We start from the raw sequence: 24,478 nt of genomic DNA, 5'->3' as shown, positions 1-24,478 counted from the left end.
ACGGCTCCTTCGCCTGGCGTGGGGGACTGGTCTGTAAGCCGGTCACAGGGCGTTGAAGGCTTCTTCCACGGCCTCGCACGTGGCGTCCAGATCGTCGTCGGTGACTGCGGCGGGGACGAACCAGCAGGCCATGGCGAAGGCATTGGCGTGGACCCCGCGTTTGAGGAGTTCGTGGCGAAAGGCGTGGTAGCGGGCCTGGTCGGTGCGGAGCAGGTCGCGGTACTGGCGGGTGGGTGTGCCGTCGGGGGTGAAGACGGTCTGGAACATGGCGCCGACGCCCTGGACTACACAGGGAACGCGGCGGTCGTGGGCGGCACGGCGGATCGATTCCATGAGCCGCTGGCCGCTGTCCTCGATGTGCTTGATGACCCCTGGCTGGTTGAGGTGGCGCAGGGTGATCAGCGCGGATGTCGCGCACAGCGGTGAGGAGTTGTAGGTGCCGCCATGCTTGACGTCCCCTCGCGCCAGAGGTTCCATCACGTGGCGCTGCCCGGCGAACGCGGCGATCGGCAGGCCGCCGCCCAGTGCCTTGGAGAAGACTGCGAGGTCGGGCACGACGTCGAACAGTGCCTGGGCTCCTCCGGGGTCGGTGCGGAATCCAGTGCAGACCTCGTCGAAGATGAGCACGATTCCGCGTGCCGTGCACTCCTCCCGCAGCAGGTCGAGATAGCCCGGATCGGGCATGGTGCAGGCGTTGTTGGCGACGATCGGCTCGCAGATGACCGCCGCGAGATCCACCCGGTGGGCGTCCAGTAGGGCTCGGAGTGCCGGAGGGTCGTTCCACGGACAGACGACGACGTCGTCGATGACCCCGGGCGGAATGCCCGGGGAGTGGGGTACGGGGTGCGGCGTGGCGTAGGGGCCAGCCTCCGAGAGATCGGGGCGGTTGGAGATGGCCAGGGTGTCGGACCATCCGTGGTAGTGGCCCTCGAACTTGAGGATCTTCGAGCGCCCGGTGTACCCGCGGGCGGCACGCACGGCCCCTTGCACCGCCTCGCTTCCCGAGTTGGCGAACCGGACTAGCTCCGCACAAGGCACCATCTCGCAGATCAGTTCAGCGAGTTCCACTTCAGCGGTGTTGCAGGTGCCGAACATCGCGCCCGTGCTCAGGACGGCGGTGAGTGCCTCGGTGAGCTCCGGGGCAGCATGGCCCAGGATCGCGCTGCCGTAGGAGATGAGGTAGTCGAGGTACTCGTTGCCGTCGATGTCCCGGATGCGCGTACCGGACCCGCTGGCGATATAGAGCGGGTAGGGGTGTGGGCCGGTCGAGGTCAGTCTGGAGGAGGAGCTGATGCCACCCGCCAGCGATGCCTGGGCCCGTTCGAACCAGGTTCGACTGCCGTCGGTCCCGCCCAACGCCCTTATATGGCCGGTCATATGCGTCTCCTGTTTGGGTGAGGGATGCTTGGGCACGTTCGGAGAGCCCTTCATACGCAGGGGATTGCTTGAGGAGAGGACGGGCGGGACGTGGCTCGGAAGACAGCGGTCGTCACCGGCGCGGGCAGCGGAATCGGGAGGGCGTGTGCGCTTGGTTTGCTGGCGGACGGCTGGACGGTGGTCCTGGTGGGTCGGCGCAAGGAGCCGCTGGAGGAGACGGCGGCGCTCACGCCCGCCGCCGGCCGCGACCGGGCCGTCCCATTCCCGGCCGACATCACCGATGCCACCGCGGTGGACGACCTTTTCAGGTCCGTAGCGGAACGGTTCGGCCGGGTGGACGTGCTGTTCAACAATGCCGCCGACGTCATGCCCTATACCCCGACGGAGGACGTGAGCGTCGAGGACTGGCACCGCGTGATGGACTCCATCGCCACTGGGACCTTCCTGTGTTCCCGCGCTGCCTTCCGCATCATGAAGGAGCAGACCCCGCGCGGTGGACGGATCATCAACAACGGAGCGCCCTCCGCTCAGGCGCCCCGGCCGGACTCCCTCGCGTTCACCGCAGCCAAGCACGCGGTCGCGGGGATCACTCGCTCACTGTCCTTGGACGGCCGCCGCTACGACATCTCCTGCGGTCAGATCGACATCGGCAACGTCACCCCGGAGGACCGCCCCCAGCCGGTCGTCCTACAGGCCGACGGGTCACGGCGGGTCGAACCCACCATGGACGTGAAGCACGTCGTGGACATGGTGCGCACGATGGCCGCTCTGCCGCTCGGGGTGAACATTCAGTCCGTCCTGGTCATGCCCAGCGCCATGCCCTACGTGGGCCGGGGATAGCCCGGCCACATAGGCGGGGAACCAGTTGCCGGACACCAGCTGCCCGGCCTGGTCCCAGGCGAGCATGCGGTGCAGCCCGTCCAGATGGATCAACCCCTCGCGGACAGCCAAGCCGTCGTAGTCGCGTCCCGAAACGGGCCGTGTACTCAGGAACAACGGGCGGCGGGGGGCCGTGCTCTGCCGGGCGAGTTTGAGCGCACACATCGGATTGGAGCGCGTGTACGAGGCGCCCAACCCCGCCAGCCGCTCTGCCGCTGCGGCCACCGTCAGCCCCGCCTTGGGGACGAGCTCCACCTCTCCGTCCTCACCCAGGTGCCAGGGGAGCACCACACCGCACACTTCCGGGCCCTCCAGCAGCACCTGATGCCAACGGCCGCCCAACTCCCGCTGCCCGTTGCGGATGTGCCCTTCGGCCTCGTCGTTGGTGTTGGCCTGATCAGACGCGTTGAAGGGGTGCTCCTGGGCGAAGTGGCCGATGACTGTCTCGAACCGGACCGCTCCCACAATCCTCATCTGCTGTACCTTCCCGCCTCTTCGTACTCACCGAAGTGTCGTTCGGCGAACAGCTCCGGACGTCCTGAGTCCAGGCCGCGTGAGCGCGCCACTCTCAGTACCTGGCGCCAGTACGGCTTGACCGGCGGCCACACAGTGCCCGTACGACAGTACGAGCCATCGATCATGTAACGCGGCTCCGCGCTCGGGTTCGAGGCGGATGCGGCCCGGCGGGTGTGAAAGAGCGCCGAGTGGAGTACGACGGTGGACCCGGGCGGTAAGTCGTCGACGAGCACCTCGCCCGGCAGGACCGCCGTGCCCAGGTGGCTGCGGGCGTCCTTCTCCGCGACTTCCCGGTGCGAACCCGGCAGCACGGCCAAGCCACCTAACTCTGGCTTGAGCCCGCCTATGTAGTGCAGGGCATGGATCATCGGTAAGCGGCGCTCGCGCTGTGGCCGTTGTTCGTAGTCGTGGTGCCAGCTCTTGCCGGCTCCCGCGGCCGGTCGCCGGTCGCTGTGCAGATGGTGGAAGACGAAGGGCTCCCCCAGCAGGTCGGGGTGGCCGAGCAGGTCCATGAGCGGCGGGTACACCGCGAGTTCACCGTGCGCCTTCAAGTCCAGCTCGACCACCTGGGGCGGCTCAGCACCCGGATGCAGACAAGCATCGATGGATTTCTGACGCCAGCCTGTCTCCACCCACTTGTCGACCTCCGGCGCGAGTCGGTCGACGAGGTCGGCCGACAGGAATTCAGGTAGGACTAGAAAGCCGTCCTCGGTAAAGTTCTCAATCCGGACCTTGTCGGCACGAGTGCCACTCATCTGTCGGACCCCCCGATTCACTCAGATGTTGCCCCATGGACGCCACAGTGCTCGGCGTTTCCTGTCCAAGGCCGACATGCGTCATGCGCATGACGGGATGAATGGCCAGAAAGAGGCACTGAACGGGTGCTGTCACGTTGTGGAACGTGTGGGTGCCTGACGGTGTGTCGGGGTGGTGGGGCCGGGTTCCGGCTCCGAGCTCAGGCCGCGGCAGGCAGGGCGGTCGCGCCGGTGATCTGGTCCCAGTCGCGGCGGGTACGGCACCTGCGTCACCGACCGGGTCGCCAAGCTCCGGGCCCAGAAGAAGACAACCTCCGCCACGACCACGACACGTACTGAGCAGCACAAGCAGCCCCAGAAGAAGACGCAGACCCCGGACTACCGGGGCAAGGGCGGCGTCAAGGCCTCGGCAGTCTGAGCCTGTGAATCGACGCTGAGCCCGGACATCCAGGTCCAGGGTCCGGGCTCGCCGTCGGTGACCAAGCGATGTCCACCACTGCGACACCAGCCGGCGCGAGCGCGGTCGGGGTGCTGACATCCCCTCTGCGCACCCCCTACCGCCCGAACTGCCGAAATGGAGAGGGTGGGGGCGGGGCGGGTGGGAGTGCCTCGGGGATCGGCGGCCGGCCAGTCCCTTCTCGCGCGTCGGCGGGGCCTCGCGCGGGCCGGGGCCTGGTGCCCTGGCCGGGCGTGGATCCGGGCTGGTGTGGCCGGGCGCGCTGGACACCGTCGCGTGCGACCCTGGAGGTATGGCCCGCGTACGTTTCTGCGATTCCTGCGGGGCCCGGCCGCCCGAAGGCGCGTCGGACCGGCAGGTCGCCGAACGGATCTGGCGCCTCGGGCTGATGCTCGCCGCGGCGGAATCGAACGGGGACACCGGCATGGTCCGGTGCTGACCTGCCCGGTCTGGGGGCCAGATCAGGTTCGCCGGCGGATCCCCTTCCGGGGTGTTCCCTGTGCAGGGATTCCGGAGCCACCCGGGTCTTGGGCAGGGGGCAGAGTGTTCACGGGTTTCGGTAGCAGGCCGAGGCCGTGCTCGCTGACGGCGCTTGGACCAGCACCGGCCTTGTCATCCGGCACCGGAAACGGTCCGGCCGCCCGCTTCCTGCCCAGCCTGGAAGCGGACACGGCCGAACATCGACGCGTGCGGGCCCGCGTGGACCATGCCTTCGCCTGCATGAAGCACTACAAGGGCCTTCGCGACTGCCGGCAACGCGGCGACGGCCTCCACTACGCAGTCCAAGCCGTCGCCACCATGCCCTGGCCGCCTGATCCACAACGTCACAGAACCCAGCTCCGCCTGCCCACCCGCAGCCTTCCGCGACACGCAGTAGTGCTGTCCGGCGATCTCGTCCAGGTGCGAGTCCAGACAGGCCAGGTCCGAGTGGTGCATTCGGGCCTGCTCTTTCGTGTATCAGGCGGGATGGCTCTGCGCCCAGAGCGTGCCGACTCCACTGATGTAGGACTTCACGGTCACTGTGGTGCCTTCCTCGTTGGCGAGGAAGCCGTCATTGTCGGCGGCGACGATGTAGCCGTGCCCGGTCGTGGGCCCGATGGAGAGAATCCACTGGGCGTACAGACCGGCGCATTCGGCCAGGCCCCCGCCAGCGTGAAGGCACAGTTCGCTGTCGACGTTCCGCAGGTAGTAGATCCCCGCGTCACCCGCGGCCACTGCTTGCCATTGCTGGGAGTCACTCCCGTCGCAAAGCGCAGTGACAGCGTTGTTGTCGGCGTTGCGTGCGAGACAGTTCCCGGTGTCTTCGTTCTTGAAGACCAGCGGCCGGGCTTCATTCGGAACGGATGTGTGTGCCTCGGCTGTACTGGGCGCGAGCAAGGCGCCGACAGCCAGGGTGGTGGCGAGGAGAGTGCTGCTCAGTTTCATTGTGGGGTCCTCATGCAGGTGTTGGCTGGTGTGCTGTGTGATCGGGAGGACCGGTGGGCGGTCGCAGGAGGCGTGGAGTGCCCGGCCGTTGCGTCAGCGCGGTATTGCCTCGGGAGGTCTCTCAGGATGGGCGGATCTGCTGCCAGATGGCGCCCGCGTCGTACCCCGTACCGCCGAGGTAGACATTGGGGCCGCTGGCGTTCTTCACGATGCCCGAGAGGTCCGCGGCAATGATGTAGCCCCGGCCCTGTACAGGCCCGCTGGAGAGAAACCAGTGCGAGTCGTAGCCCTCGCATGATCCGAGACTCATGTCCTTGTGCAGACACAGGGCGCTGTCGCCGTTGCGGAGGTAGAACAGGCCCGCGTCGTTCGCTTCATCGGCGAACCACTGCTGGGTCTCGTCCTGGTTGCAGAGAGCAGTGACGGCATTGTTGTTCACATCCCGGGCCAGGCAGTTGCTCGTGGTTTCGCTCTTGAAGATCAGTGGCCGGGCTTCGGCGGGTCCGGGGGGCGAGGCGGCAGCGGTGCCGGGGGCGAGCAGCGTCCCGGTGGCGAGGGTTGCCAGGATCAGGCGGTACAGCTTTTTCATCGTGTGCTTCTCTCTGTCATCGCCGACGCCGGATCAGGTGGGACATGCGGCGGGGTTACCGGGGGTGGGCTGGGGTGTGTCGCGTCCGTGCCGGGTGTGCGGGGTTATCGGGCGTGGGAGACGCAGACGAACTCGGTGGTGAATTTGGCGAGGGCGGGTTCACCGATGGCTTCGGTGGGGTCCTGGCGCAGGGGTTGTGGCGTGGTCCAGGTGGTGCCGTTGGAGGTGGTGGTGGCGTAGAGGGCGTCCTGGCCCTTGTGGCCTCCGGCGTTGAAGACGCAGACCATGAGGTCTTCCTCGAAGAGGGCCAGGGCGGGGTTCTCGGCGGTGCCGGTGGGTGAGGTGATGGTCTGGTCGGTGGCCCAGGATTCGTCGCTGTAGGAGGTGAAGGCGAGCTTCCCGTCCTGGGCCGCTTCGCGGATGCAGAAGAGTTCGTCCTGGAAGACGGCCAGGGCGGGATTGGTGCCCTTGTAGCTGTCGGTGTCCGGAAGGACGGTCCAGCGGGTTCCGTCGAACGCTGCGACCGCGAGGGTGTCCTCCCGTTCGATGGTGAGGGAGGAGGCGAGGTACAGCTTCTCGTTGTAGACCGCGGCGGTCGGCGCGGACTGCTCGGTGAACTCGGAGGCCGTGAACAGTTTCAGCGGCTGCGGGTCACTGAAGCTCTCGCCGTCCTGGCTGATCAGCCATTCCAGAGCGTTGCCCTTGGCGTAGAAGGCGTAGAGCCGGTCGTCGTCCTTGTGGCCGGTCGGGGTGTAGGTGGTGAGTGCGGGGCCGCTGTCGGGGGCGGAGGCGGTGATCGCCTGTGTGTTCTCCCAGGTGAAGCCGTCTTCGCCGTTGGTGCGGGTCCAGGCGAAGTGCCCGCCTGCGTTCCTGAACGCGCAGTACAGGTGCTGGTCCGCAACGGTGCCGGGAAACGCGGCGAGGGCGGGCGGGTAGCCGGTGAGACGGCCCTCGATGGTGTCGGGGCGCGACCAGGAGTGGCCGTCGTAGGTGGTGCAGCTCAGAACTTCGGGCACGGCGATCCTCTTGTGTGGTGCGGCCGTCGGGGCGGGGCGTTGCGTCAGAGTTCGATCTCGTCGATGAACTGGTCGAAACGGTCGCCGAGCTTGTCGAGGATCTTCTGCCGTGCGTGCTTGGCGTACTCGTCGGAGAAGAGCGTCGCGGTCTGGTGTGCCTGGTAGAAGTCGGCGTCGGAGCTTTCGAACTTGAACCAGAGGAGCTGGTCGACGCGCTTGTGGCAGGTGAAGGAGAATCCGCCGATGGCGAGCGCTACCGCTCCCTTGGTCTCGGTGGCGACGGCGGCCTGGAACTTTCCGGTGTTGGAGCTGTGGGTCTGGCTGTCCCACAGCTTGATCCGGTCGTCGTCCTTGGGGAGTTTGTCCAGCGCCTCGATGGTCTTCCTGACGACGGCGAGCTCGTCGCCCGTGACCATCGCCGTGATCACGTCGAGCATGACCTTCTGGACCCCGAACATACTGCTCGACTCGTGGACTTCGTTGAAGTCCCATTCCTGGGCATCCCAGTAACTGTGGCGCAGCACGTACTGGTAGTAGTCGTACCAGCCCTTCATGTTCTTCGGGTCGTCCTCATACTTCTTGTCCGCGGCGAGCTGCGCGAGAAGGGTCGAGGCCAGGACGTCGTTGCGGTTCTGTGCCGAGAGGTCGGCGACGAACGAGACGAGGCTGGCCCCCTCGACGAAACCGCCCTCCTCGCCACCACTGATGGTGACCGGGCGGGACGGAATCCCGGGGTCATACCGGGGGATCTCCAGGTTGGTGAGGAAGTCGTCGAACCCGGCTTCGCTCGGCAGGTGGAAAGAGGTCACGGGCACTCCTTGCCAGCCCCGTCAGGGGCCTCACGGGAAACGGGCTCAACGCCCGACCAGGGGGCGCGCATCCGGCTAGAGGCAGGGAAAGAGGGCGACGTGCACGTCTCCACGCCGGTGAAATGCGGCGGGCGCCCGCACCACACCCTATTACCCACAGTGACTAGACGCGTACCATGTGTCACGAACGTGTGAAGAAGCCCCAGTTCGCTGACGCCCCTCCCGGAGCTCCCGTGACACCACGAATCCGTCGGCCGCTCTCCGTATTCCTCGCCACCGCGGCCCTGCTGCTCCCCCTGCACACAGCGACCGCACCAGCCAGCGCGGTCCCACCGCCACGGCCCGCAGACGTCAACCCTGCCGACTGCCCCCACGGAGCGGACAACACCATCGTCCGCGCCTTCTCCTACATCCAGCCCTCGGGCGTCCGCCACTCCGTGAACCTGCGGTGCTGGGCGCTGGCACACATCGACACCAACCACGGTCAGGCTGGAACCCTCATCGACCCACAGGAGATCGCCGCCTGTACCACCCGCATCGCGACGCCCGCCCAGCCCAGCACCGTCGTCGTCCAGCCTGACGGCCGCTACCGCTACGAACGGCCCGTCAACGGCTGCACCTGGCGCGTCGTCATCGATCCCGGCCCCAGCTCACACGACGTCATCACCCTTTTTTCCACCAGCGTCCCGTATCGCACCTATCTCCCCTTCAACCTCTGCTGATCACCACAGCCAACCGTTCGCCACTCCAGCCGGTTCCTGGGCGAGGACCCGCTCGCGGTGACGTGGGAGGCCATGAGCACCCGCCGGACCCCGGGCTCGTGCACCGAGGCGAGCCGCTTCGCGACCACACCCTCCAGACCCGCGGTCCGGGGCATCTCCAGCACCCGCACCCCCGCCCCGTCCCCGTCCTCCAGGACGTCCTTGCCGTCGTGCTCCTGGTCGTGGTCGCCTCGGGGACCGGCGACCGGCCAGTCCCCTCCCGCGCGACGGCGGGGCCGCGAGTGCCGGTGCCTCGGTGTTCACCGCGGTACGGGTGTCACCTACGCACCCGCCACCACCGACCCCAATCCGAGAGGCAGTACTCGGGGGGATGCCGGTCCCAATACGGGGAATGACAACCGCCCCCCGCCGGGACGGCGGGGGGCGATGAGGTGGCCTGTGGCTTCTGCGCTAGTTGGCAGGCCGGCAGCCGTCACCCTTCACCCACAAGGAGCCCTCGACCCACCCGCTCTCGCACTGGAACGCCTCGTTCGTTTCACTGTTGGTGATGGTGAAGTTGGCGAACGGGCCCCACTGCTGGCTGTTGCAGTCCCGCCCGAACACGCCAGGCAGGTCTGCGTCCACTTCCTGACAGGTGATCGTCGAGGCGGCCCGCATCGCGGATGCGCCGCGCTCGGCCGTGGCATGCGGCGCGGCCGCCGTGGCAGCCACCGGGGCAGCCGCGGCGAGGAAGACGGCGGCGGCACCGGCCACCAGGACCCGCAGACCGGTCCGGCGCACGTGCTGGGATGTGGTCATGCTGCTCTCTCCTTTGAGGTTGCCCGGGGGCCGAGCGTGCCCGGACGTGCGCGGTACGGCGCGGACAGCTCTCCCGTTCCCGCCCGGGGCGGTTGTGGTCGCCGACGATCGCAGCGGCCCACCGATGTCTTCCCAGCTGGCCTCTCAGGGAGTCGGCTGCGGCGGCCGAACCACTCCATCGGGGACCGTCGAGAGCCCACTGGCCCCAAAAAGGAGGCCATCGACCACCGCGGGCCCAGCCCGGCCGGGGTGGGCCGGTCAACTTGAGAGTGGGGGACGGACGGGCGGAGGCGCCTCGGGGATCGGCGGCTGGCCAGTCCCCTCTCGCGCGTCGGCGGGGCCGCGCGCGCCGGTGCCTCGGATGGCACCGCGACGCGGCGCACAGAGCGCCAGAACGCTGGCAGCGGTCACCCTCAGTCAGCGGTTGTCGGGGCTCAGCAGCATGGCGGCCGCGGCGATAAAGGCGACGGATGCTTCCTTCGCCGCATGCCGCCGGGCGTCCAGCTCGGTCCGGTCGATGGCCTTGCGCAGCGCGTATGTGGCATCTGCGGCCTGCTGGGCGGGGCCGACCAGCCCGGGGACCAGGACCTGAAGGCGGATGTGGGGCGCGGTGATTGCCGCCCGGGTGTCGTGGGATCTCGTCTGGGCCTCCAGCTGGTGCTCGGTGCCTGCCTCGGCCAGGGCCAGGCGCTCCCGATGGAACATCGCCGAGCGGTGCGCGTCCAGGGCGGCCGCGAAGTCGGTGACGGCGCCGAGCTGATCCTGACGGTGGCTGTCGGCACGCTCCTCGGCGCGTGCGGAGCGTGCCGAACGATGCTGGAGGAGTCCAGCGGTCAGGGCACCGGCGAGGGTACCGAGCACGGCAACGATCGAAGGCCATATCGACATCAGGTGTTGGGTCCCCTCGGGTAGTCGGTTTCGGTGGTGAGGCCAACGGAGAGCGAGATACGCGGCGGCACCTTCGGTGGCTGGGTTACGCCTGCGGCGCTCCGGGACCTACCCTGGCGGCTAGTCTCCGGCCGGGCCAGAGATGGACCCGGATCCCCATCGAATCCCGGCCCTCTCTCGGGTTCTGCGTCCTGCCCGTTCTACCAGCGCATCCCGAGCTGATCGAGATCCGCCCGGCGCTGCTCGGGGAGTTTCGCGGCGCGTTTGCGGACGTTGTCGAGCCAGGTGCCGAGCTTGACCACCACACCCCCGTCAGCACCGTCCTGACGGCCTGACAGCATGTTCTCCACCTCCAGGTTCCAGGTGCTCGACGTGCTTGCGGGGCACCCTTAGGTGTCCTTCACGGTCGTGGAACTGCCGTGCCGCCGCGAGGTTGAGGGCCCACTTGGTGTCCTGCGTCCGCTTCACCGGCCGCTCGTCCTCCCAGGCCGCCCGGAGCCCGAGGGTGTTCTCCAGGATCCACTGCTGCACGGGCAGCAGCTGCTCCCACCCGAACCGCTGCATGTTCACCCACCGCCCGAGACCCTCGCCCTGGACCACGACGTCGCCCGCAGCCTCCGGGAGCGTACCGCCGGCCTGGACATGGTTATGGACCAGTCGGTAGCACCGCTGCCACCCGGTGTCCCATACCGGGCACCACCCCGGATCGATCGCGTCCAACTCATCCCGCCGCGCCTCGGTCATCGCCCCGGCCGCCGACCGCACAGGACGGCCGGCCGCGCGCAGCTCCTCGTTCTCCCACGCCCTGCGCGCTGCCGCCCTCGCGTTCTTCGCCCACCCCCCGATCGGATGCCCCTCCCACGTTGCGGTGGTCGGGGGAGGAAGTGGCCGTGGACGGCGGCGTACTGCTTGGCGACGGCGACCCCGTCCGCCCAGGCCGCCTCCCGCTCCGACCACACCATCCCGAGCTTTTCCAGCTCGGCGACCAGCCCGGCTTCCAGTGTTCCGGCTGTATAGGCGCGGCGCTGGTCGGCGATCCACTGCCCGAGCGGATACCCGCTGACCGCGCCGCAGTTCTCCGGCGTGACGACTCTGTACAGCACCATTCCCGGGCTCCCGCAGCCACCGCCCGGCCGCCTGAACCGACAGTTTCGGGACAGCCTTTAGTTGCTCCCTTCGGGGTTCTGGTAGATGCTGGCGGCCATTGATCCCAATTGCTTGTTGGCCTTTATTGCCAGGTCGATCGCGTCGCTGACGCTGTTGCTGGGGACGGGGACGTTGTTCACATAGATAGCGAAGACGAGACGATGACCATTTTTCGCGTCAACGTATCCTGCAAGCGCCTTGGTGGTGAGAGCCAGCTTGCCCTTGAAAGCGCCGACCAGGGTGCCGGTCTTCGCGCGAATGTTTCCTGCGGCAGGGTCGGTGTGCGCGATGACATCCGCGAGTGATCCATCGACGCCCAGGCTCGGCATAGAGTCGTAGAACGTGCTGAAGTCGCGACTGCGGGAAAGATGCCGCAGCAACTCCGTCTGTGCGGCTGGTGTGGCCTTGTCCCCGGTCAACCCCTGGGCATCGACGAGATCGAACGAATTCGGGTCCATACCTGCGCCGGCGAGAAAGTTCCGCTCGATCTGCATTCCGTCGGCATAGGTGTGCTTGCCGTGATGGACTGCCATCAGCGGTGGCAAGAGGTTGGCGCCGAGATTGTGGCTGACCTTATTGATCAACTTGGCGTATTCCCTGAAGGGCGGTGACGTGTACGTCGCCGAGACAGGCAAGGCCTTCACCTCCTCCGATGACGGAAGGTCGGAGCCGGGGTTGGATCCGAGCGTCGGGGCGCTGACGGTGACACCATTCCGCTCAAGAGCCTCGATGAGCACGGTGCGGGCAAATGCTGCGGGGTCGGGTACTTGGAATGTCGCCACGAATGGTGCGGTGGCGTCAGCGGGCACCGAGCCTCGAACCCGGATGTGCCCGGGGGTGTTGCTTTCGGTCTTCACCGTCGGCTTCGTGCCGGCGGGCGTGGTTGTGACGTTCGCGTCGACGGTGAAGGCTGCCGTCTTGGGCTGCCAGTCGACCTTCGCCGGGTTTCCGGGCGTGCCGGGCGTGATGAGCAGGTCAATGAGGTTGTCGTTGACCACCGTTGGCGTGACAGGCGTCCCACCGATCGACACCGGGTCCCAGAGCCGATTGTCGATGATCACGTTGCCGTCCACTTGACGGATGCCGCTTGCCGCGACCTGACGAGCCAGGTCATTGATTCCTGCCAGCGGGTCTTCCCGGGTGATGGTTGCCATTCCCGGCACGGCGTTTGCGTCGTAGTGGTCGAAGTCGGGGACGTCCAGTTGTCCTCCTGCAGTCGTCCGTCCGCCGAGAGCCAGATCGCCGCTTCCCACCATGATCAGGTTGCCCGTGAGTCGTCCGGCCTCCGATATCGAACCGCTGTGCACGATTGGCGTACGGAAACGGTGGTCGCTGCCGAGGTCGTCGAGGGCTGCGCCTACCGCGAAGGTCTTGGCTGTCGATCCAGTCATGAACTTGGATTCGGCATTCTTCGACTGGAGGACTTTTCCTGTCTTCAGGTCGGCGACCTGCACGCCCCAGTCGCCTGTTGCCCACGGTGAGGCGTCCATGAGCTGTTGCAGCTCGGCGCTCACACCTGGAGCGTTCGGGGACGCGGAATTCGAGTGATCCTTTGAGTCATTGGAGCACGCCGACATCGTGAGGGCCGCAAGGGCCGATGCCACAGCTACTGCGGCTGCGCGGGTACGCAGCCGGCGTGAGCCGTATCCAGTAGCCTCCCGCCGTGTGGTTCCCGCCCTCCGATGGACTGCGGGCCTGGGCTCCCTTCGGATGCGATTTCGCATGAGATCAGGGACTTTTATAGACATTGCGATGATACCTTTTAATTTCTAGCGTTAAATGAGGGGGTGTCATGAATGCCGGCGGCCGTGCTTTAGGTGATCGAAATGTGCCGGTGCCAGCGCATGGAGCAAGATTTCAAGAACGTAATGCCAATCCGCGCCACCGATAAATTCCTTTTCTGTCTTGATGGGATAGTCAAGGAATGTTCGGGAACCAGCGGAAACCATGGGTGCGCGACTCACTGCACTGCCAGTGGCGGTGATCGCCCAGCTGAACCGGGCAACCATTGGACTCGTCCAGTCTGGCCGAAGGGAATCGCCCGAACAATGCGGGCAGCGGGAGAGGGTATGGTAGGGAAAACCCCCGTTCCTCATATCCAACTAAGGTGCCTCCCTCTTGCCGATGGCGATTTCTCCGTTACGGGTGTGAATCCTCACGGCATGGTCACTTGTGTCGTCTTTCATGACATCCACTGTGATGTCGCCCTTCTTGGCGGCCGTGTCGACTGCGTACGTCGCCCCCGGCAGGCCGAGCCGAACGTCGCCGTCCTGGCTTCGCACATCGACGAGGTCAGGTGCGGAGACGAAGTTCAGCTCGTTGTCGCCGTTCCGTGAGGCGACAGTGACCGACCTTGCGGAGATCCTGTCGCCCTGGATGGTTCCGTCGCGGCCTTCCAGATCCAGATGGGGCCCGCTGAGGTCCGACAACCGCATGTCGCCGGCTTTGGCCGAGAAATCTGCGGTGAAGCCCGTGGCTTCAACGAGCCCCTTGTCGTTCTCGGCAGTGATCGCGACGTCGCGCGGTACCTTCACGGTGTACTTCGCACCGCAGTTGACGGAGAGACCCGTGCAGTCCAGCGAGAGCGTGAGAACGCCCCCTTCGAGCTTCCATCCGGATTCTATTTCGCCGCCTATTTTCGTACCGCTGACCTGCCGCGTCACCCGAACGCCCTTGACATCGGCGGCTACGAGTTCCAGGTCGGCGGAGTCGGACTTCACGGTCAGGCTGTCCCCACTGAAATCAAACATTTTCGATTCCACGGCTGTGTTCGCCGGGGTTCCGTCCGGGCTGCATCCCGTTGCTGCGACAGCGAGGATCGCGACGCCCCCGAGGGCGAGCACAGTGTGAGGCCTCATTCCCATTGATTCATTCCTTCATAATTCTGGACATGCAGGTGACGCATGCCGTTCATGGTGGTGGTTGGTTCGAAGGACGCGATCGCGTCGGTGGCGAGTTCGTTCCGTGGAGTCAGCAGGCAACCTGAATACCGGCCGGGGGATTCTGCTGTCGCGGCGGTACGGACGTCGCCCTGCTTCACGAGCGCAGAGCCCGGGCTGCGACCGTGCGCGACACACGGGCGGCTTGGAGTGCCAGAGCGAGGCAGGTGGTCACGAGCGTCACGCCGGCGAGCACGCCGAGAGTCGCCCAGGGGAGGCCGTCCAGAACCCGGACGACGCTGATCTCGGCGCCCACGGCGATAGTGGCACTCGTCACCGCGATGGCGATCGCGCCGAAGACGATCGCCGTCCCCGCGTAGATCACTCCCTCATAGATCGTTGATCGGGTGACCACGCCTGGTCGCGCACCGGCGACCGTCACGATGGCGGAATCACGTGTGCGTTCCCGCCCGACCAGAGCGATCACAGCAAGGCCGCCGACCCAGGACACGACGAAGACCCAGCCCAGCACGACCAGGACATCGCCCAGCCCGGCGGTGCTTCCGGGCATGACGTTCCCCATGACCATGAAGAGTCCGACGAACGACAGGGAGAGGGCGAAGGGCAGCACCGTGGCGACGCTTCTCGCCGCGCGGGTGCGGCACGATTGCACGGCAAGGTGCCAGGCGACACCGCGCGAGGGCACGAGTGCGGTCCAGAACCTCATCAGAGGTGTGAGCACCCACGGCCCCATCAGCAGCAACAGGCAGATGAGAAAGAGGTCGCCGGCGAAAGCGAAGGCCGTCCGCTGTTCGATCCCGCCCTGGAGTTCGAGTCCCAGCCCGGGAATCCACATCCCGACCACACCGGCGAGGAGGCAGAGGGCGAGAACGCTGCGCGTGACGCCGGGCCGCGCCGGTGGATCGGAGAGGTCTCGGAACGCGCGCATCTCCGGTGTCTTGGCGGCACGGCGCGTGACTCCCCAGCCGCCGAGCAGACACGGAACCACCCCGGACAGCACGCTCGCCCCGACATGCCAGAGGTGGAATCCGGCCGTGGCTCCGTGCAGGTCGAGTCCCGTGGTCGTCCACTGTGCGAGGGCGGTGCTCGCGACGAGAGGGGCCAGCGGTACTGCCAGCGCGCCGGCTGCAGCGCCGAGCACGACCAGTTCCGTGCGCAGAATGAATCTGATGCGATTGCGCGGGATCCCGAGGATCGCCCACAGGGCATGATCGCGTCGCTGGGTCGTCAAGGTCAGACCGACGGTGGATGCGACGATGCCCACAGCGGCAAGCGCGGTGAAGAAGACGATATTGCCGCCGAGCGCGATCGACGCGGAGACCATCCGCGCATCACCCGCCGCCCGCGCTGTCGAGACGGCGGTGAACATGGCGATGACCGAGCCCGCTGAGCATGCCGCACCGACCACTGTGCACAGGAACGTCCACAACCACATGGACGCCTGCATCCGAATGTCCGACAGGACAAGTCGCATCACGACGCCTGCTCACCCGCTTCGTCCTCCGACTGCGCCGCGAGGACGGCATCGCTCACCGCGTGGGAGTCGCCACCAGGAATGACGGCGTGCACTTGCCCGGACCCCAGCACCACGACCTGGTCAGCACGTGCGGCCGCATGAGGGTCGTGTGTGACCATGAGGACCGTGGTTCCCTGCGCGGGAAGTGCCTGCAGCCAATCGAGCACGACGTGACCCGACTTGAGGTCGAGCGCGCCGGTCGGCTCGTCGGCGAAGACGATCCGCGGCTGATTCGCGACGACCCGGGCCACCGCGACGCGCTGGCGTTCACCTCCGGAGAGCCGGTCGGGGCGCCGCCGCGCGTGCTGGGCGATACCGAGCCTCGACATGGCGTCGCCGACCCTCGACCTGGGCACCCGATGGCCGGCGAGTCGCGCCGGCAGGGCGATGTTGTCCTCGACCGTCAGCGAGCTGACGAGGTTGTACTCCTGGAAGATGAATCCGACGTTCTCACTGCGGAATGCGGCCTGCTTGCGAGGGGGGAGCGACAGGACATCCGTTCCCAGGACCTCGATGGAACCCGCGGTCGCTTGCTCCAGACCAGCAATGCAGAGCAGAAGCGTCGACTTGCCCGACCCGGAGGGGCCGACGATGGCGGTCAGCCGGCCTTCGGGAATGTCCAGGTCGATATCCTGCAGGACGCGCGCCGTCTCGCGTCGACGGCCCGGAACGGGGAAGTCCATATGAAGGCCACGCAAACGAATGCACGGCACGGAAGCAGCAGCTGAGATAGGCATGCATCGAGCTAAGCAGGGCACGGCGGGAGCCACACGGGTGCCTGCACTGCTTAAAGGTAGACCTAGGTCTACCTTTTGCGCGATCCACAGTATGTGACAATGGCGGGCATGGCGCAGATTCGTATTGCCCGGAGGGTGCTGACGGAATGCATCGCGGCAATGGCTTTTCCGATTCTGCTGCTTTCCATTCTCGTTGCGCCGGTCTCGGCCCCGGTAGTGGCGGAGAGTGACCGTTCGAGAGCCCGGTGGTGCGGCGTCGAGACGATGCCCCTCAAACCCTCTGACCACAGCTGGGCCCAGTGGGTGGCACCCCGGCTGCGTTCACGGTCAATGTGGCGCACCGACCTCCCGGTTTTCGTGACCGCCGTGCTCCTGTCCGCGCTGTCACTGCTGGTGGCCTTCTTCGGATTCATCAGCGCTGCCGCGTTGGTGTTCTCCCCCGTCTTCTGGCTCTTCGGCATCGCCGCGCAGGTCGGTCCATTCACCCCTGAATCCGTTAGGGAAACCCTCCTGGCGATGCCCGCAGGCATCGTTCTCGGCGCGGTCACCACTACCGTACTGACCGGCACATCATTTCTTCGCGACCTTCTCCTGCGCACCTTCTCCAGAAGCCGGGACCCGGATCTGCTCGCGAAACTGGAGGAGCTCCGGACCAGTCGGGCTTCGCTGACCGCGGCCTTCGAATTCGAGCGACAGCGCATCGAACGCGATCTGCACGACGGCGCCCAACAGGAACTCGTCGCCGTCGTCATGCGTCTCGGGATGCTGGAAGCCACGGCCACAGCCGCAGCCGCCGACCAGGAACGAATCGTGCGGCTGGCACGGCAGGCCCAGGCTCACGCGGAGCGCGCACTCGAACGGCTGAGGGACACGGTGCGCGACATCCATCCCCGTGAACTGAGCGACCTCGGCCTCATCGCCGCCGTCCGAGAGCTGGCCGCGCGATCACCTTTGCGGGTCGAATTGACCAGCACCGGCGATGACGCCCAGCTTTCGTCACCGACTGCGACCGCCGTATACTTCACGGTGTCCGAAGCCCTGACGAACATCTCGAAACACGCAGGTGTGGGAAGCGCTCGGATCGACCTACGATGCGCCACGACAGACGTACACGTGCGTGTGCACGACGATGGTGTCGGCGGTGCGAGAATCGACACGGGCTCCGGGCTCGCCGGACTGCGCGAAAGAATGCGAAGTGTCGGCGGGAATCTCGAAATTCTCAGCCCACCGGGTGGCGGGACGCTGGTTGTGGCGTCCGCTCCCAGCCAACCCCCATGGTGACAAATTGAAGCAGGACGTTCCCCAGGGAGGGGGGTCATGAGAATTGTTCTGGCAGATGACAGCGTGCTGATAAGGGCCGGCATCCGGGAAATCTTGACCTCCCACGCTCATGATGTCATCCGCGAATGCGAGGACGCCGACGAACTGGTTGCCGCAGTCGACGAGCTGGTGCATGCCGGAGCCGCCCCGAACATGGTGATCACGGATGTCCGCATGCCCCCCAAAAACACCGACGACGGACTGCGTGCCGCGATCGATCTGCGCTCCCGGCACCGGGACCTGCCGGTGTTGGTTCTCTCCGCCTACGTCACGGGCCCCTATGTGAGGGAGCTTCTGAACGGCCCGGGTGCCGACGGAGCCGTCGGGTACCTGCTCAAGGAGAAAGTGGGCAGAGTCGCCGACTTCCTGCGAGCTGTCGAGACGGTCTCCGCAGGTGGTGTCGTGATCGACCCCGAGGTTGTTCGCCACGTCACCCGCGCGGACTCGCCACAGGGGCCGCTTGCCCGGCTCACCGCTCGTGAAAGGGAAGTGCTCGCCCACATGGCCGAAGGGCGCTCCAACGCAGAAATCGCGACGGAGCTGTTTCTTTCCGGCGCTGCCGTGAGTAAGCATGTGGCGAACGTTTTCGTGAAGCTCGGCATGCCTCCTGACGAGGACAATCGACGCGTCAAGGCCATTCTGACCTGGTTCGAATACAACTGAGGATTGGCCCCCGGGCACCGTCCAGCAGCTCCCACAGCTCCGTGAGCCCCGCGTCCGTGCCGCAGGTCCTAGGAGCGCTCTCAACACGTTTCGGCCGCCGAATCCTGGTCCCTTCGGGGCCCCCTCGGACACTCCCAGCGACGCCTCCCTCAGCGCCCGCCGAAAGGGGTGGATCACCGGCGCCACCGGCACATCGACAAGCGCCGTCGCCAACCGCTCGGACAGGAACAGCGGCGCGTGCGGGTCGGACGGGTCGTCGGGGAACAGACCCCGGATCTCCTCGCCCTTGCCCTTCACCAGGAACCGCCCCCACTGCCCCTGGTCCCAGAACAACTTGCCCAGCCGGACCTGGCACAGCTCCGAGGCCCGCACACCGGAGAAGTACGCGGTCCGGCGGGTGCTCGGTGGACGCCACCATGCCCGCCTCGACAAGGAGTCTTTCGTCGCTAGCTCCTGAGTATCAGCCGAATGTGTGTGGAGCTCGACGAATCGGTCTTGTCGCTTGATGTTCAGGATGAGACCGCAAAGACGGCGCAGCGATACGGAGGTACCCATGGCGAAGACAACCCTCTGAACACCGAGCCGGATCAGAAGGACAGCCTGGGCCTCCCGCGACGGGCCCTGCCCACCACGACGACCGGACTCGGCACCGGAATCATGAACTTCGGCGGCCAAGTAGCTGGCGTAGTCGCCCCAGTCGCGATGGGCTGGCCGGCGGACACGTTCTCCTACAGTGCCGCATTCGGCTTCTTCGTCATCACCACGCTGCCGACCGTAGTGACCGCACTCTGGGTTCCGCAGCGGGTCGAACAATTCACTTTCCCGACAGCCGTCGCGAAGTAGCCAGCCCGTACTCGACAGACAGGATTCCCACCATGGTCAGCGAAACCGAACTGGTCGATAAGATCACCAGCCGCGCGAAAGACATCGGCGTCCAGGTCTGGCTGCATGCGGCCGATCTGGACAGCGCACGGCAAGTGGGCATCGACGCCGCGGAACCGGTGGTCACCGCGTCCGTGTTCAAGGTCCCCGTCGGGCTGGAACTCGCCCGGCAGGCAGCCGATGGCGCCGTCGATCTCGCCGAGCGAGTCACGGTGGCACCGGGACGTTCGACCCCCGGTTCGTACGGCCTCGCCACGTTTCACCAGGAGGTCACGATGTCCTGGCACGACCTGGCTGTGCTGATGATCGGTGTCAGCGACAACGTCGCCACCGACCTCATCCTCGAAAGGGTTGGCAAAGCTGCGGTTGCCGAGTCTTTGGAGCGACTGGAGCTTCCGCAGACGGCGGTCCCGCACGATTGTGCGGAGCTGTTGCACACGATCGAGGAAGACCTCGCGATCGAATACCGGGACGACGAGCGGATCCTGGCCGCGTTGCCGGCCGAACGGATCCGCGAGCTGCGCGCACTGACTCCCGAAGCGACCTGCCGGACCAGCGCACAGGAGGCCACTCGCTTGCTGGGACTGATCTGGCGCGACGAAGCCGCGCCTGCTGCGGCCTGCGCGGATGTCCGGCGCTGGATGGAACTGCAAGTGTGGCCGCACAGGCTGCGTTCCGGCTTCGGCGACGAGGTCAGGGTCAGCGGCAAGACCGGCACCCTTCCCACGGTGCGCAACGAGATCGGCGTGGTCGAGTACCCCGACGGCGGCCGGTACGCGGTGGCCGTTTTCACCAGGGCCGTCGACGCTCGTTCGAGGGTCCCCGCGCGCGACGCCTTCATCGGGTTCGCGGCCGCCCAGGCGGTGGACTGGCTCCGGCAGCGATGAGCGCCGAACACGCACATGCTGGTGATGCGCGCTGCGGCATCCGGTGTCGGCGTACAAGTGAACGTGCACCACCTCGTTAGTACTCCAGCAGGATTTCGCTGTCTGAGCTGGTCTTTCGCCGGGTGGCGGGAGTGTAGCGGGACTTCGGTCGTGCGGGGGCGGTCTCACGGCGACCGCCCCTCGATCGTGCGACAACGCCGCAGGTAGTGACAGCGGCGGGCGACGGCTTGGCGTCGGCGGCGCCAGTTCGACCAGCTCAGCGCGTGGTGTAGCCCTCGGTGTCCGCTCAGGTGCGGGGGCCGGGCACGACAAGCTGCCAGGAGTCGCCGAACCTCCGCCACTGTGAGCCCGATGACCCCGGCTGTCTCACCGGTTCCGCCCCTTTTTCCGGGGGCTGGTGCGCCGTGGCGGCCAGGAAGGCGTGCGCGAGCATGGCCAGAGTGATGTGCCGGTACCAGTCCACGTAGCGGCGGACCTCGTACTGGTCCAGGCCGCACTCGTTCTTCGCGGCCTGGAAGCACTCCTCGATCGCCCAGCGTGCCCCGGCGACCCGCACCAGCTCCTGAACCGTGGTCTGCAGGGGTGCGTAGGCGAGGTAGTGGGCGATCTCGTCCGGCTTGCTAATGCTGCGACGGGCCAGTGCCCACCGCATCCGGTGAGGCACCTCGCCCTGGTAGTCGAACTCGGCGACGGCCGACAGCCGCACCGCTGCCCAGTGGTAGATGCGGGGTCCCTTCGCGCCGTCGCCGCATGAGATCTTCTCCCACGCCTCGTCCGGGGCCTGTGCGAACAGAACATCGATCCGTGGGCAGCCCCCGCTGAATCGAGACTTGGGGACGGCCAGCACGTAGCCGACGCCCGACTGTTCCAGCAGCCGGCGGAAGCGGTTGTCCTGACCGTAGGCGGAATCCGCGGTGACCCAGGTGATGGGCAGCGGCGAGGCGAGAGCCCGCAGCACCATGTGCCGGGCCAGTTCGCCCTTGGTGGCGAACTCCCGCTCGTCGGGGACCCTTGCGGTGCGGCAGCGTTCCCGGTCCTCGGTCCAGGATTTCGGGAGGTAGAGCTCGCGGTCGACCAGGGCGCGGCCGCGGGCGGAGGCGTAGGCGGCGAAGACGCCGATCTGGCAGGTCTCGGTCCGGCCGGCGGTTCCGGAGTATTGGCGCTGGGCCCCGGCGGAGGTGATGCCCTTCTTGACGAAGCCGGTGTCGTCGATGATCAGGACGCCGCCGGCCTCGCCGAGCTTGCCGGCGACGTATTCCTGCAGGTCGTCGCGGATTTCATCGGATTCCCACTTCGCACCGGCGAGGAGGTGCTGCAGGCCGTCGGGGGTGGCGTGACCGGCCTGTTCGGCCAGCTGCCAGCTGTTCTTGCGGGCCACCGGGGCGAGTAGCCCGCGTACGTAGTCACGCATGCGGCCGCGAAGCTCCACACGGCCGAAATGATGGCCGATGGTCAGGAAGAGATCGTCCGGTTCCAGGTCCCACTGCGCGGTGGCAGACTCGGTGATCACCCTTGGAGGCTGCCCCGCCGCTGTCACTACCTGCGGCGTTGTCGCACGATCGAGGGGCGGTCGCCGTGAGACCGCCCCCGCACGACCGAAGTCCCGCTACACACCCGCCACCCGGCGAAAGACCAGCTCAGACAGCGAAATCCTGCTGGAGTATTAGATGTGGAGTGCGTGCGTGATCGGAGGAAACCGTGATCGTCATCGGAGTCGTTCTGCTGATTGTGGCGTTCTTGGCCAAGATCACCATTCTGTGGACTGTTGGGATCATCCTGATCGTGATCGGGGCCATCCTGTTCCTGCTGGGACGCCTGGGTCACGCGGTGGGCGGTCGACGGCATTACTGGTAGACGCGACCTTGCCCCGCTGTACAGCGTGGGCGGGTGGACCGCCCTCTTTGGCAGGGGCGGCGGCCGCATTGCACGGGGGCTCACTCGGCTAACGAGCGGAGGACTCAATGTCCCCAACTATTGTGATCATCATTGCTGTCGTGCTGGTGCTTCTCTTGTGCACGGTGGCAGCGTGGATGGTAACTACGCGCCGGCGGAAGCTGCGGGAACAGTTCGGCCCTGAGTACGAGCGGGCCGTGGAAGCCAAGCATGGCCGCCGGGCGGGCGAGCGTGGGCTGCGCGAGCGCGAGGAACGCCACGACGCGCTGGACATCAAGCCACTGCCAGCACCTGTCCGCGACCGCTACACCCAGGACTGGACCCGGGTGCAGGAGAGGTTCGTCGACCGGCCCGGCGACGCGGTCCACGAGGCGGACCGGCTCGTGACCACGCTCATGAGTGAACGCGGGTATCCGACCAAGGGGTACGAGCAGCAGTTGAAGGATCTGTCGGTCGAACACGGGCGCACGCTGGAGCACTATCGCGCCGCCCACGAGGTCAGCGACCGCAGCAGCCGCCAACAGGTGACTACGGAGGAGCTGCGGGGCGCGATGGTGCACTACCGCGCGCTGTTCGGGGAACTGCTCCACAACTGCGACCGGCCGCGCGAGGGCCAGGCATGAGGCCCGCAGTCGGCGACTTGAGGATGACGATCCTGGCCCAGTCGATGCCGGGGCCCCACACGTGAGGGACGGGAGTGAAGAGATGCGCAACCAAGAAACACCCCAGCGGGACAAGGGCGTCCTGTCCACGGGAGACCTGACCGGTGCCCGGCAGGACCCCCGAGACGAAGCGCCGGACTTGACCGGCGCGCCACCGGAGTACCCCGGGGAGGCCACGACCACCGGCAGGGAGAGTCGGGAGGAAAGTGGCGGGTGGGCATCCGCCAGTGAGCGCAGGGAAGCGGAACCGGACGAGGAGAATGAGCCCTTGCTCGGGAATGAGCAGGAGGACTTCCGCGCCAGGTGGCAGAGGATCCAGGGCGAATTCGTCGACGACCCCCAGAACGCCGTCAACGCCGCCGACCAGCTGGTCGCCAAGACGATGCAGGCACTGGCCACGACCTTCTCCGAGCACAAGCGAGGCCTCGAAGGCCAGTGGCAACGCGGTGAAGAGGTGGCAACCGAAGATCTGCGCCTTGCGCTCCAGCGCTACCGTTCGTCCTTCAACCGCCTGCTCAGCACCTGACCAACCCGGCTGCCGCCACGTCCGCAGAACAGCTGACTCGCCGGCCTCCCGATGACCCAGCAGAAGACTCACGAATTAGGGTTGACCATGAGTATCTCCAAGAAGTTCGCGCACAAAACCGAAGCGGCCAAAGGCAGCGCCAAGAAGTCCGTCGGCCGCGCCACAGGTAGCCCCCGTCTGCGTACGGAAGGACGAGGCGACCAGATCAAGGGCAACATCAAACAGGCTGGAGCGAAGATCAAGGACGCCTTCAAGCACTGACCGTTGGACCCTCTCGACCCGACTCACAGGGGCTCTACGCGGGGATGTGATGCTCCAGGGCATGTCGGCGGGTCACTTTGCTCAGTTCGTGCCAGAAGGGGGCAGCGGTGAGGTAGAGACCGAGGATGGAGATGATACCGAGCGAGATGTCGACGCTGATCCGGCCCTGTTTGGCCCAGTAGACGTCCTTCAGGTCCAGGAGGAGGGCGAATTCGTCGGCGATGAGCGCCGTTCCGGCGCCATAGGCCGCCCCGACGCCGGGATGACCGACGTATTGTGCGTCACCCCTTACGGCGACCAGTCCGACGCCAGCCAGTGTGGCGATCCCGAAGTTGTAATGGTGCATGTGGGTCCCGCCCGACGTGGAGATGTTGCCCCAAGGCAGTCGGCCGCTGCGAATCCCGTGAGTGATCAGGCGTGCGCCCCCAAAAGTGGCCCCGAAGGAGAGCCAGGTCGCAAGGAGCGAACGCTGGGTGGGGCTGGTGTGCTCGTCCAGGGTTTCCCGCCACCGCCGCAGCAGCCCTGGACGCCGCTCATGGCGCTCGTCATCTCTGCGCCGTTCCGTGTTCTTGCGCATCGGACCCACCTCCTCGTCACCTTTCGCGGTGGCTTTCATTCATGACCTCATACCACCTCAAACAGCAATACACCGGCTAGACGCAATACCGGTGACTCTGTTGGTGGTGGGTCGTTGGGTGTGGTGTGCCAAGGCCTGGACAGGTGAAGTCGTCGGGTGAGCGGTTGTCGGACCGGATCGCTCTGGATCTGCGACTTCTCGTCCACGCAGAGGACCAGGGCCTTCTCCGGCGGGTCGAGGCAGAGGCCCACGACGTCGGGGACCTTGTCGATGAAGA

General features: G+C 66.6%; 29 protein-coding genes and 3 pseudogenes. 12 read left to right on the top strand and 20 right to left on the bottom strand.

Features of this window, described 5'->3' with window-relative positions; translation table 11 throughout:
• Positions 1-42 precede the first annotated feature (42 nt).
• Positions 43-1,377: an aspartate aminotransferase family protein gene (locus tag ACWCPY_RS29060; RefSeq protein ID WP_451269867.1), complete on the bottom strand. Its 1,335-nt coding sequence runs from the start codon at positions 1,375-1,377 to the stop codon at positions 43-45.
• A 90-nt stretch (positions 1,378-1,467) separates the two neighbouring features.
• Between ACWCPY_RS29060 and ACWCPY_RS29055 the strand changes: the two genes are divergently transcribed.
• Complete coding sequence (locus tag ACWCPY_RS29055; protein ID WP_451269865.1) at positions 1,468-2,217, top strand: SDR family oxidoreductase; 750 nt, start codon at positions 1,468-1,470, stop codon at positions 2,215-2,217.
• Positions 2,218-2,259: 42 nt separating this feature from the next.
• Here the strand turns inward: ACWCPY_RS29055 and ACWCPY_RS29050 are convergent.
• A pseudogene (locus tag ACWCPY_RS29050) lies at positions 2,260-2,730 on the bottom strand (DUF6309 family protein); the annotation flags it as partial.
• Entirely contained in the window at positions 2,727-3,548 is an 822-nt protein-coding gene (locus tag ACWCPY_RS29045; RefSeq protein ID WP_451269863.1) for a phytanoyl-CoA dioxygenase family protein, read from the bottom strand. The gene ACWCPY_RS29045 and the pseudogene ACWCPY_RS29050, both read right to left, overlap by 4 nt.
• 728 nt (positions 3,549-4,276) lie before the next feature.
• Here ACWCPY_RS29045 and ACWCPY_RS29040 point away from each other — a divergent pair.
• Both ACWCPY_RS29040 and ACWCPY_RS29035 read left to right on the top strand, forming a co-directional pair.
• Positions 4,277-4,423, top strand: coding sequence for a hypothetical protein (locus ACWCPY_RS29040; RefSeq protein ID WP_451269861.1), 147 nt, complete (start codon positions 4,277-4,279; stop codon positions 4,421-4,423).
• A gap of 124 nt (positions 4,424-4,547) precedes the next feature.
• Positions 4,548-4,785 (top strand): annotated as a pseudogene (locus ACWCPY_RS29035) (IS5/IS1182 family transposase); the annotation flags it as partial.
• A 156-nt stretch (positions 4,786-4,941) separates the two neighbouring features.
• Here the strand turns inward: ACWCPY_RS29035 and ACWCPY_RS29030 are convergent.
• The 4 genes from ACWCPY_RS29030 to ACWCPY_RS29015 all read right to left on the bottom strand — a co-directional run bounded on the left by ACWCPY_RS29030 (position 4,942) and on the right by ACWCPY_RS29015 (position 7,823).
• Entirely contained in the window at positions 4,942-5,409 is a 468-nt protein-coding gene (locus tag ACWCPY_RS29030; RefSeq protein WP_451269859.1) for an RICIN domain-containing protein, read from the bottom strand.
• 121 nt (positions 5,410-5,530) lie between these two features.
• Positions 5,531-5,998, bottom strand: coding sequence for a hypothetical protein (locus ACWCPY_RS29025; protein WP_451269857.1), 468 nt, complete (start codon positions 5,996-5,998; stop codon positions 5,531-5,533).
• Positions 5,999-6,102: 104 nt separating this feature from the next.
• Complete coding sequence (locus ACWCPY_RS29020) at positions 6,103-7,014, bottom strand: hypothetical protein (RefSeq protein WP_451269855.1); 912 nt, start codon at positions 7,012-7,014, stop codon at positions 6,103-6,105.
• 44 nt (positions 7,015-7,058) lie between these two features.
• Entirely contained in the window at positions 7,059-7,823 is a 765-nt protein-coding gene (locus ACWCPY_RS29015) for a hypothetical protein (RefSeq protein ID WP_451269853.1), read from the bottom strand.
• A gap of 233 nt (positions 7,824-8,056) precedes the next feature.
• On the opposite strand from ACWCPY_RS29015, the gene ACWCPY_RS29010 reads away from it, so the two are divergent.
• Positions 8,057-8,545 (top strand): hypothetical protein, encoded by a 489-nt coding sequence (locus ACWCPY_RS29010; RefSeq protein WP_451269851.1) that lies wholly within the window; start codon positions 8,057-8,059, stop codon positions 8,543-8,545.
• 450 nt (positions 8,546-8,995) lie between these two features.
• On the opposite strand, the gene ACWCPY_RS29005 is transcribed toward ACWCPY_RS29010, so the two are convergent.
• The 10 genes from ACWCPY_RS29005 to ACWCPY_RS28960 form a co-directional block, all read right to left on the bottom strand.
• Positions 8,996-9,343, bottom strand: coding sequence for a hypothetical protein (locus ACWCPY_RS29005; RefSeq protein ID WP_451269849.1), 348 nt, complete (start codon positions 9,341-9,343; stop codon positions 8,996-8,998).
• A gap of 417 nt (positions 9,344-9,760) precedes the next feature.
• Complete coding sequence (locus ACWCPY_RS29000; protein WP_451269847.1) at positions 9,761-10,231, bottom strand: protein kilB; 471 nt, start codon at positions 10,229-10,231, stop codon at positions 9,761-9,763.
• A 200-nt stretch (positions 10,232-10,431) separates the two neighbouring features.
• On the bottom strand, positions 10,432-10,572 hold the full coding sequence (locus ACWCPY_RS28995) for a hypothetical protein (protein ID WP_451269845.1): 141 nt from the start codon (positions 10,570-10,572) through the stop codon (positions 10,432-10,434).
• Complete coding sequence (locus ACWCPY_RS28990; RefSeq protein WP_451269843.1) at positions 10,544-10,975, bottom strand: helicase associated domain-containing protein; 432 nt, start codon at positions 10,973-10,975, stop codon at positions 10,544-10,546. Before ACWCPY_RS28990 ends, ACWCPY_RS28995 begins: the two co-directional genes overlap by 29 nt.
• A complete protein-coding gene (locus tag ACWCPY_RS28985) occupies positions 10,972-11,337 on the bottom strand; it encodes a helicase associated domain-containing protein (RefSeq protein ID WP_451269841.1) in 366 nt (121 codons plus the stop codon). Before ACWCPY_RS28985 ends, ACWCPY_RS28990 begins: the two co-directional genes overlap by 4 nt.
• Before the next feature lie 57 nt (positions 11,338-11,394).
• Positions 11,395-12,891: a D-alanyl-D-alanine carboxypeptidase/D-alanyl-D-alanine endopeptidase gene (gene dacB / locus ACWCPY_RS28980; RefSeq protein ID WP_451269839.1), complete on the bottom strand. Its 1,497-nt coding sequence runs from the start codon at positions 12,889-12,891 to the stop codon at positions 11,395-11,397.
• Positions 12,892-13,479: 588 nt separating this feature from the next.
• On the bottom strand, positions 13,480-14,241 hold the full coding sequence (locus ACWCPY_RS28975) for a DUF4097 family beta strand repeat-containing protein (protein WP_451269837.1): 762 nt from the start codon (positions 14,239-14,241) through the stop codon (positions 13,480-13,482).
• The gene (locus tag ACWCPY_RS28970; RefSeq protein WP_383976847.1) at positions 14,232-14,417 is read right to left on the bottom strand and encodes a hypothetical protein; all 186 of its coding nucleotides are present in this window, start codon (positions 14,415-14,417) and stop codon (positions 14,232-14,234) included. Before ACWCPY_RS28970 ends, ACWCPY_RS28975 begins: the two co-directional genes overlap by 10 nt.
• On the bottom strand, positions 14,414-15,646 hold the full coding sequence (locus tag ACWCPY_RS28965; RefSeq protein ID WP_451269834.1) for an FtsX-like permease family protein: 1,233 nt from the start codon (positions 15,644-15,646) through the stop codon (positions 14,414-14,416). The genes ACWCPY_RS28970 and ACWCPY_RS28965 overlap by 4 nt, the downstream gene beginning before the upstream one ends.
• 104 nt (positions 15,647-15,750) lie before the next feature.
• Complete coding sequence (locus ACWCPY_RS28960; protein WP_451269832.1) at positions 15,751-16,476, bottom strand: ABC transporter ATP-binding protein; 726 nt, start codon at positions 16,474-16,476, stop codon at positions 15,751-15,753.
• 162 nt (positions 16,477-16,638) lie between these two features.
• On the opposite strand from ACWCPY_RS28960, the gene ACWCPY_RS28955 reads away from it, so the two are divergent.
• From ACWCPY_RS28955 to ACWCPY_RS28940, 4 genes are all read left to right on the top strand, one after another.
• Entirely contained in the window at positions 16,639-17,811 is a 1,173-nt protein-coding gene (locus tag ACWCPY_RS28955) for a sensor histidine kinase (protein ID WP_451269830.1), read from the top strand.
• Positions 17,812-17,847: 36 nt separating this feature from the next.
• Entirely contained in the window at positions 17,848-18,513 is a 666-nt protein-coding gene (locus ACWCPY_RS28950; protein WP_351267950.1) for a response regulator transcription factor, read from the top strand.
• 474 nt (positions 18,514-18,987) lie between these two features.
• Positions 18,988-19,356 carry a hypothetical protein gene (locus ACWCPY_RS28945; protein ID WP_451269828.1) on the top strand — a complete coding sequence of 123 codons (369 nt, stop codon included), beginning with the start codon at positions 18,988-18,990 and terminating at the stop codon, positions 19,354-19,356.
• 32 nt (positions 19,357-19,388) lie between these two features.
• A complete protein-coding gene (locus tag ACWCPY_RS28940) occupies positions 19,389-20,282 on the top strand; it encodes a serine hydrolase (protein WP_451269826.1) in 894 nt (297 codons plus the stop codon).
• A gap of 286 nt (positions 20,283-20,568) precedes the next feature.
• Here the strand turns inward: ACWCPY_RS28940 and ACWCPY_RS28935 are convergent, their stop codons facing one another.
• On the bottom strand, positions 20,569-21,792 hold the full coding sequence (locus tag ACWCPY_RS28935; protein ID WP_451269824.1) for an IS701 family transposase: 1,224 nt from the start codon (positions 21,790-21,792) through the stop codon (positions 20,569-20,571).
• A gap of 188 nt (positions 21,793-21,980) precedes the next feature.
• Between ACWCPY_RS28935 and ACWCPY_RS28930 the strand changes: the two genes are divergently transcribed.
• From ACWCPY_RS28930 to ACWCPY_RS28915, 4 genes are all read left to right on the top strand, one after another.
• Entirely contained in the window at positions 21,981-22,136 is a 156-nt protein-coding gene (locus ACWCPY_RS28930; RefSeq protein WP_145763116.1) for a DUF6131 family protein, read from the top strand.
• Positions 22,137-22,243: 107 nt separating this feature from the next.
• Positions 22,244-22,798, top strand: coding sequence for a hypothetical protein (locus ACWCPY_RS28925; protein ID WP_451269822.1), 555 nt, complete (start codon positions 22,244-22,246; stop codon positions 22,796-22,798).
• 307 nt (positions 22,799-23,105) lie between these two features.
• Positions 23,106-23,363: a hypothetical protein gene (locus ACWCPY_RS28920; RefSeq protein ID WP_451269820.1), complete on the top strand. Its 258-nt coding sequence runs from the start codon at positions 23,106-23,108 to the stop codon at positions 23,361-23,363.
• An 87-nt stretch (positions 23,364-23,450) separates the two neighbouring features.
• A complete protein-coding gene (locus ACWCPY_RS28915; protein WP_451269818.1) occupies positions 23,451-23,624 on the top strand; it encodes a CsbD family protein in 174 nt (57 codons plus the stop codon).
• A gap of 34 nt (positions 23,625-23,658) precedes the next feature.
• On the opposite strand, the gene ACWCPY_RS28910 is transcribed toward ACWCPY_RS28915, so the two are convergent.
• Both ACWCPY_RS28910 and ACWCPY_RS28905 read right to left on the bottom strand, forming a co-directional pair.
• Positions 23,659-24,201 carry a hypothetical protein gene (locus ACWCPY_RS28910; protein ID WP_451269816.1) on the bottom strand — a complete coding sequence of 181 codons (543 nt, stop codon included), beginning with the start codon at positions 24,199-24,201 and terminating at the stop codon, positions 23,659-23,661.
• 161 nt (positions 24,202-24,362) lie between these two features.
• A pseudogene (locus ACWCPY_RS28905) lies at positions 24,363-24,478 on the bottom strand (IS630 family transposase); the annotation flags it as partial.

The organism is Streptomyces sp. NPDC002403 (assembly GCF_053593015.1).
Note: the sequence above shows the minus strand (reverse complement) of the source record. Positions and strands in the feature narration are given on the sequence as shown.

Bases quoted from the DNA above. Each gene is read 5' to 3' on its own strand.
- ACWCPY_RS29005 (WP_451269849.1), bottom strand. From the start codon at position 9,343: ATGACCACATCCCAGCACGTGCGCCGGACCGGTCTGCGGGTCCTGGTG.
- ACWCPY_RS28925 (WP_451269822.1), top strand. From the start codon at position 22,244: ATGTCCCCAACTATTGTGATCATCATTGCTGTCGTGCTGGTGCTTCTC.
- ACWCPY_RS28965 (WP_451269834.1), bottom strand. From the start codon at position 15,646: ATGTTCACCGCCGTCTCGACAGCGCGGGCGGCGGGTGATGCGCGGATG.
- ACWCPY_RS28960 (WP_451269832.1), bottom strand. From the start codon at position 16,476: ATGGACTTCCCCGTTCCGGGCCGTCGACGCGAGACGGCGCGCGTCCTG.
- ACWCPY_RS28910 (WP_451269816.1), bottom strand. From the start codon at position 24,201: ATGCGCAAGAACACGGAACGGCGCAGAGATGACGAGCGCCATGAGCGG.
- ACWCPY_RS29030 (WP_451269859.1), bottom strand. From the start codon at position 5,409: ATGAAACTGAGCAGCACTCTCCTCGCCACCACCCTGGCTGTCGGCGCC.
- ACWCPY_RS29040 (WP_451269861.1), top strand. From the start codon at position 4,277: ATGGCCCGCGTACGTTTCTGCGATTCCTGCGGGGCCCGGCCGCCCGAA.
- ACWCPY_RS28950 (WP_351267950.1), top strand. From the start codon at position 17,848: ATGAGAATTGTTCTGGCAGATGACAGCGTGCTGATAAGGGCCGGCATC.
- ACWCPY_RS28995 (WP_451269845.1), bottom strand. From the start codon at position 10,572: ATGCTGTCAGGCCGTCAGGACGGTGCTGACGGGGGTGTGGTGGTCAAG.
- ACWCPY_RS29025 (WP_451269857.1), bottom strand. From the start codon at position 5,998: ATGAAAAAGCTGTACCGCCTGATCCTGGCAACCCTCGCCACCGGGACG.
- ACWCPY_RS28940 (WP_451269826.1), top strand. From the start codon at position 19,389: ATGGTCAGCGAAACCGAACTGGTCGATAAGATCACCAGCCGCGCGAAA.
- ACWCPY_RS28955 (WP_451269830.1), top strand. From the start codon at position 16,639: ATGGCGCAGATTCGTATTGCCCGGAGGGTGCTGACGGAATGCATCGCG.
- ACWCPY_RS28975 (WP_451269837.1), bottom strand. From the start codon at position 14,241: ATGGGAATGAGGCCTCACACTGTGCTCGCCCTCGGGGGCGTCGCGATC.
- ACWCPY_RS28915 (WP_451269818.1), top strand. From the start codon at position 23,451: ATGAGTATCTCCAAGAAGTTCGCGCACAAAACCGAAGCGGCCAAAGGC.
- ACWCPY_RS28985 (WP_451269841.1), bottom strand. From the start codon at position 11,337: ATGGTGCTGTACAGAGTCGTCACGCCGGAGAACTGCGGCGCGGTCAGC.
- ACWCPY_RS28990 (WP_451269843.1), bottom strand. From the start codon at position 10,975: ATGACCGAGGCGCGGCGGGATGAGTTGGACGCGATCGATCCGGGGTGG.
- ACWCPY_RS29000 (WP_451269847.1), bottom strand. From the start codon at position 10,231: ATGTCGATATGGCCTTCGATCGTTGCCGTGCTCGGTACCCTCGCCGGT.
- ACWCPY_RS29060 (WP_451269867.1), bottom strand. From the start codon at position 1,377: ATGACCGGCCATATAAGGGCGTTGGGCGGGACCGACGGCAGTCGAACC.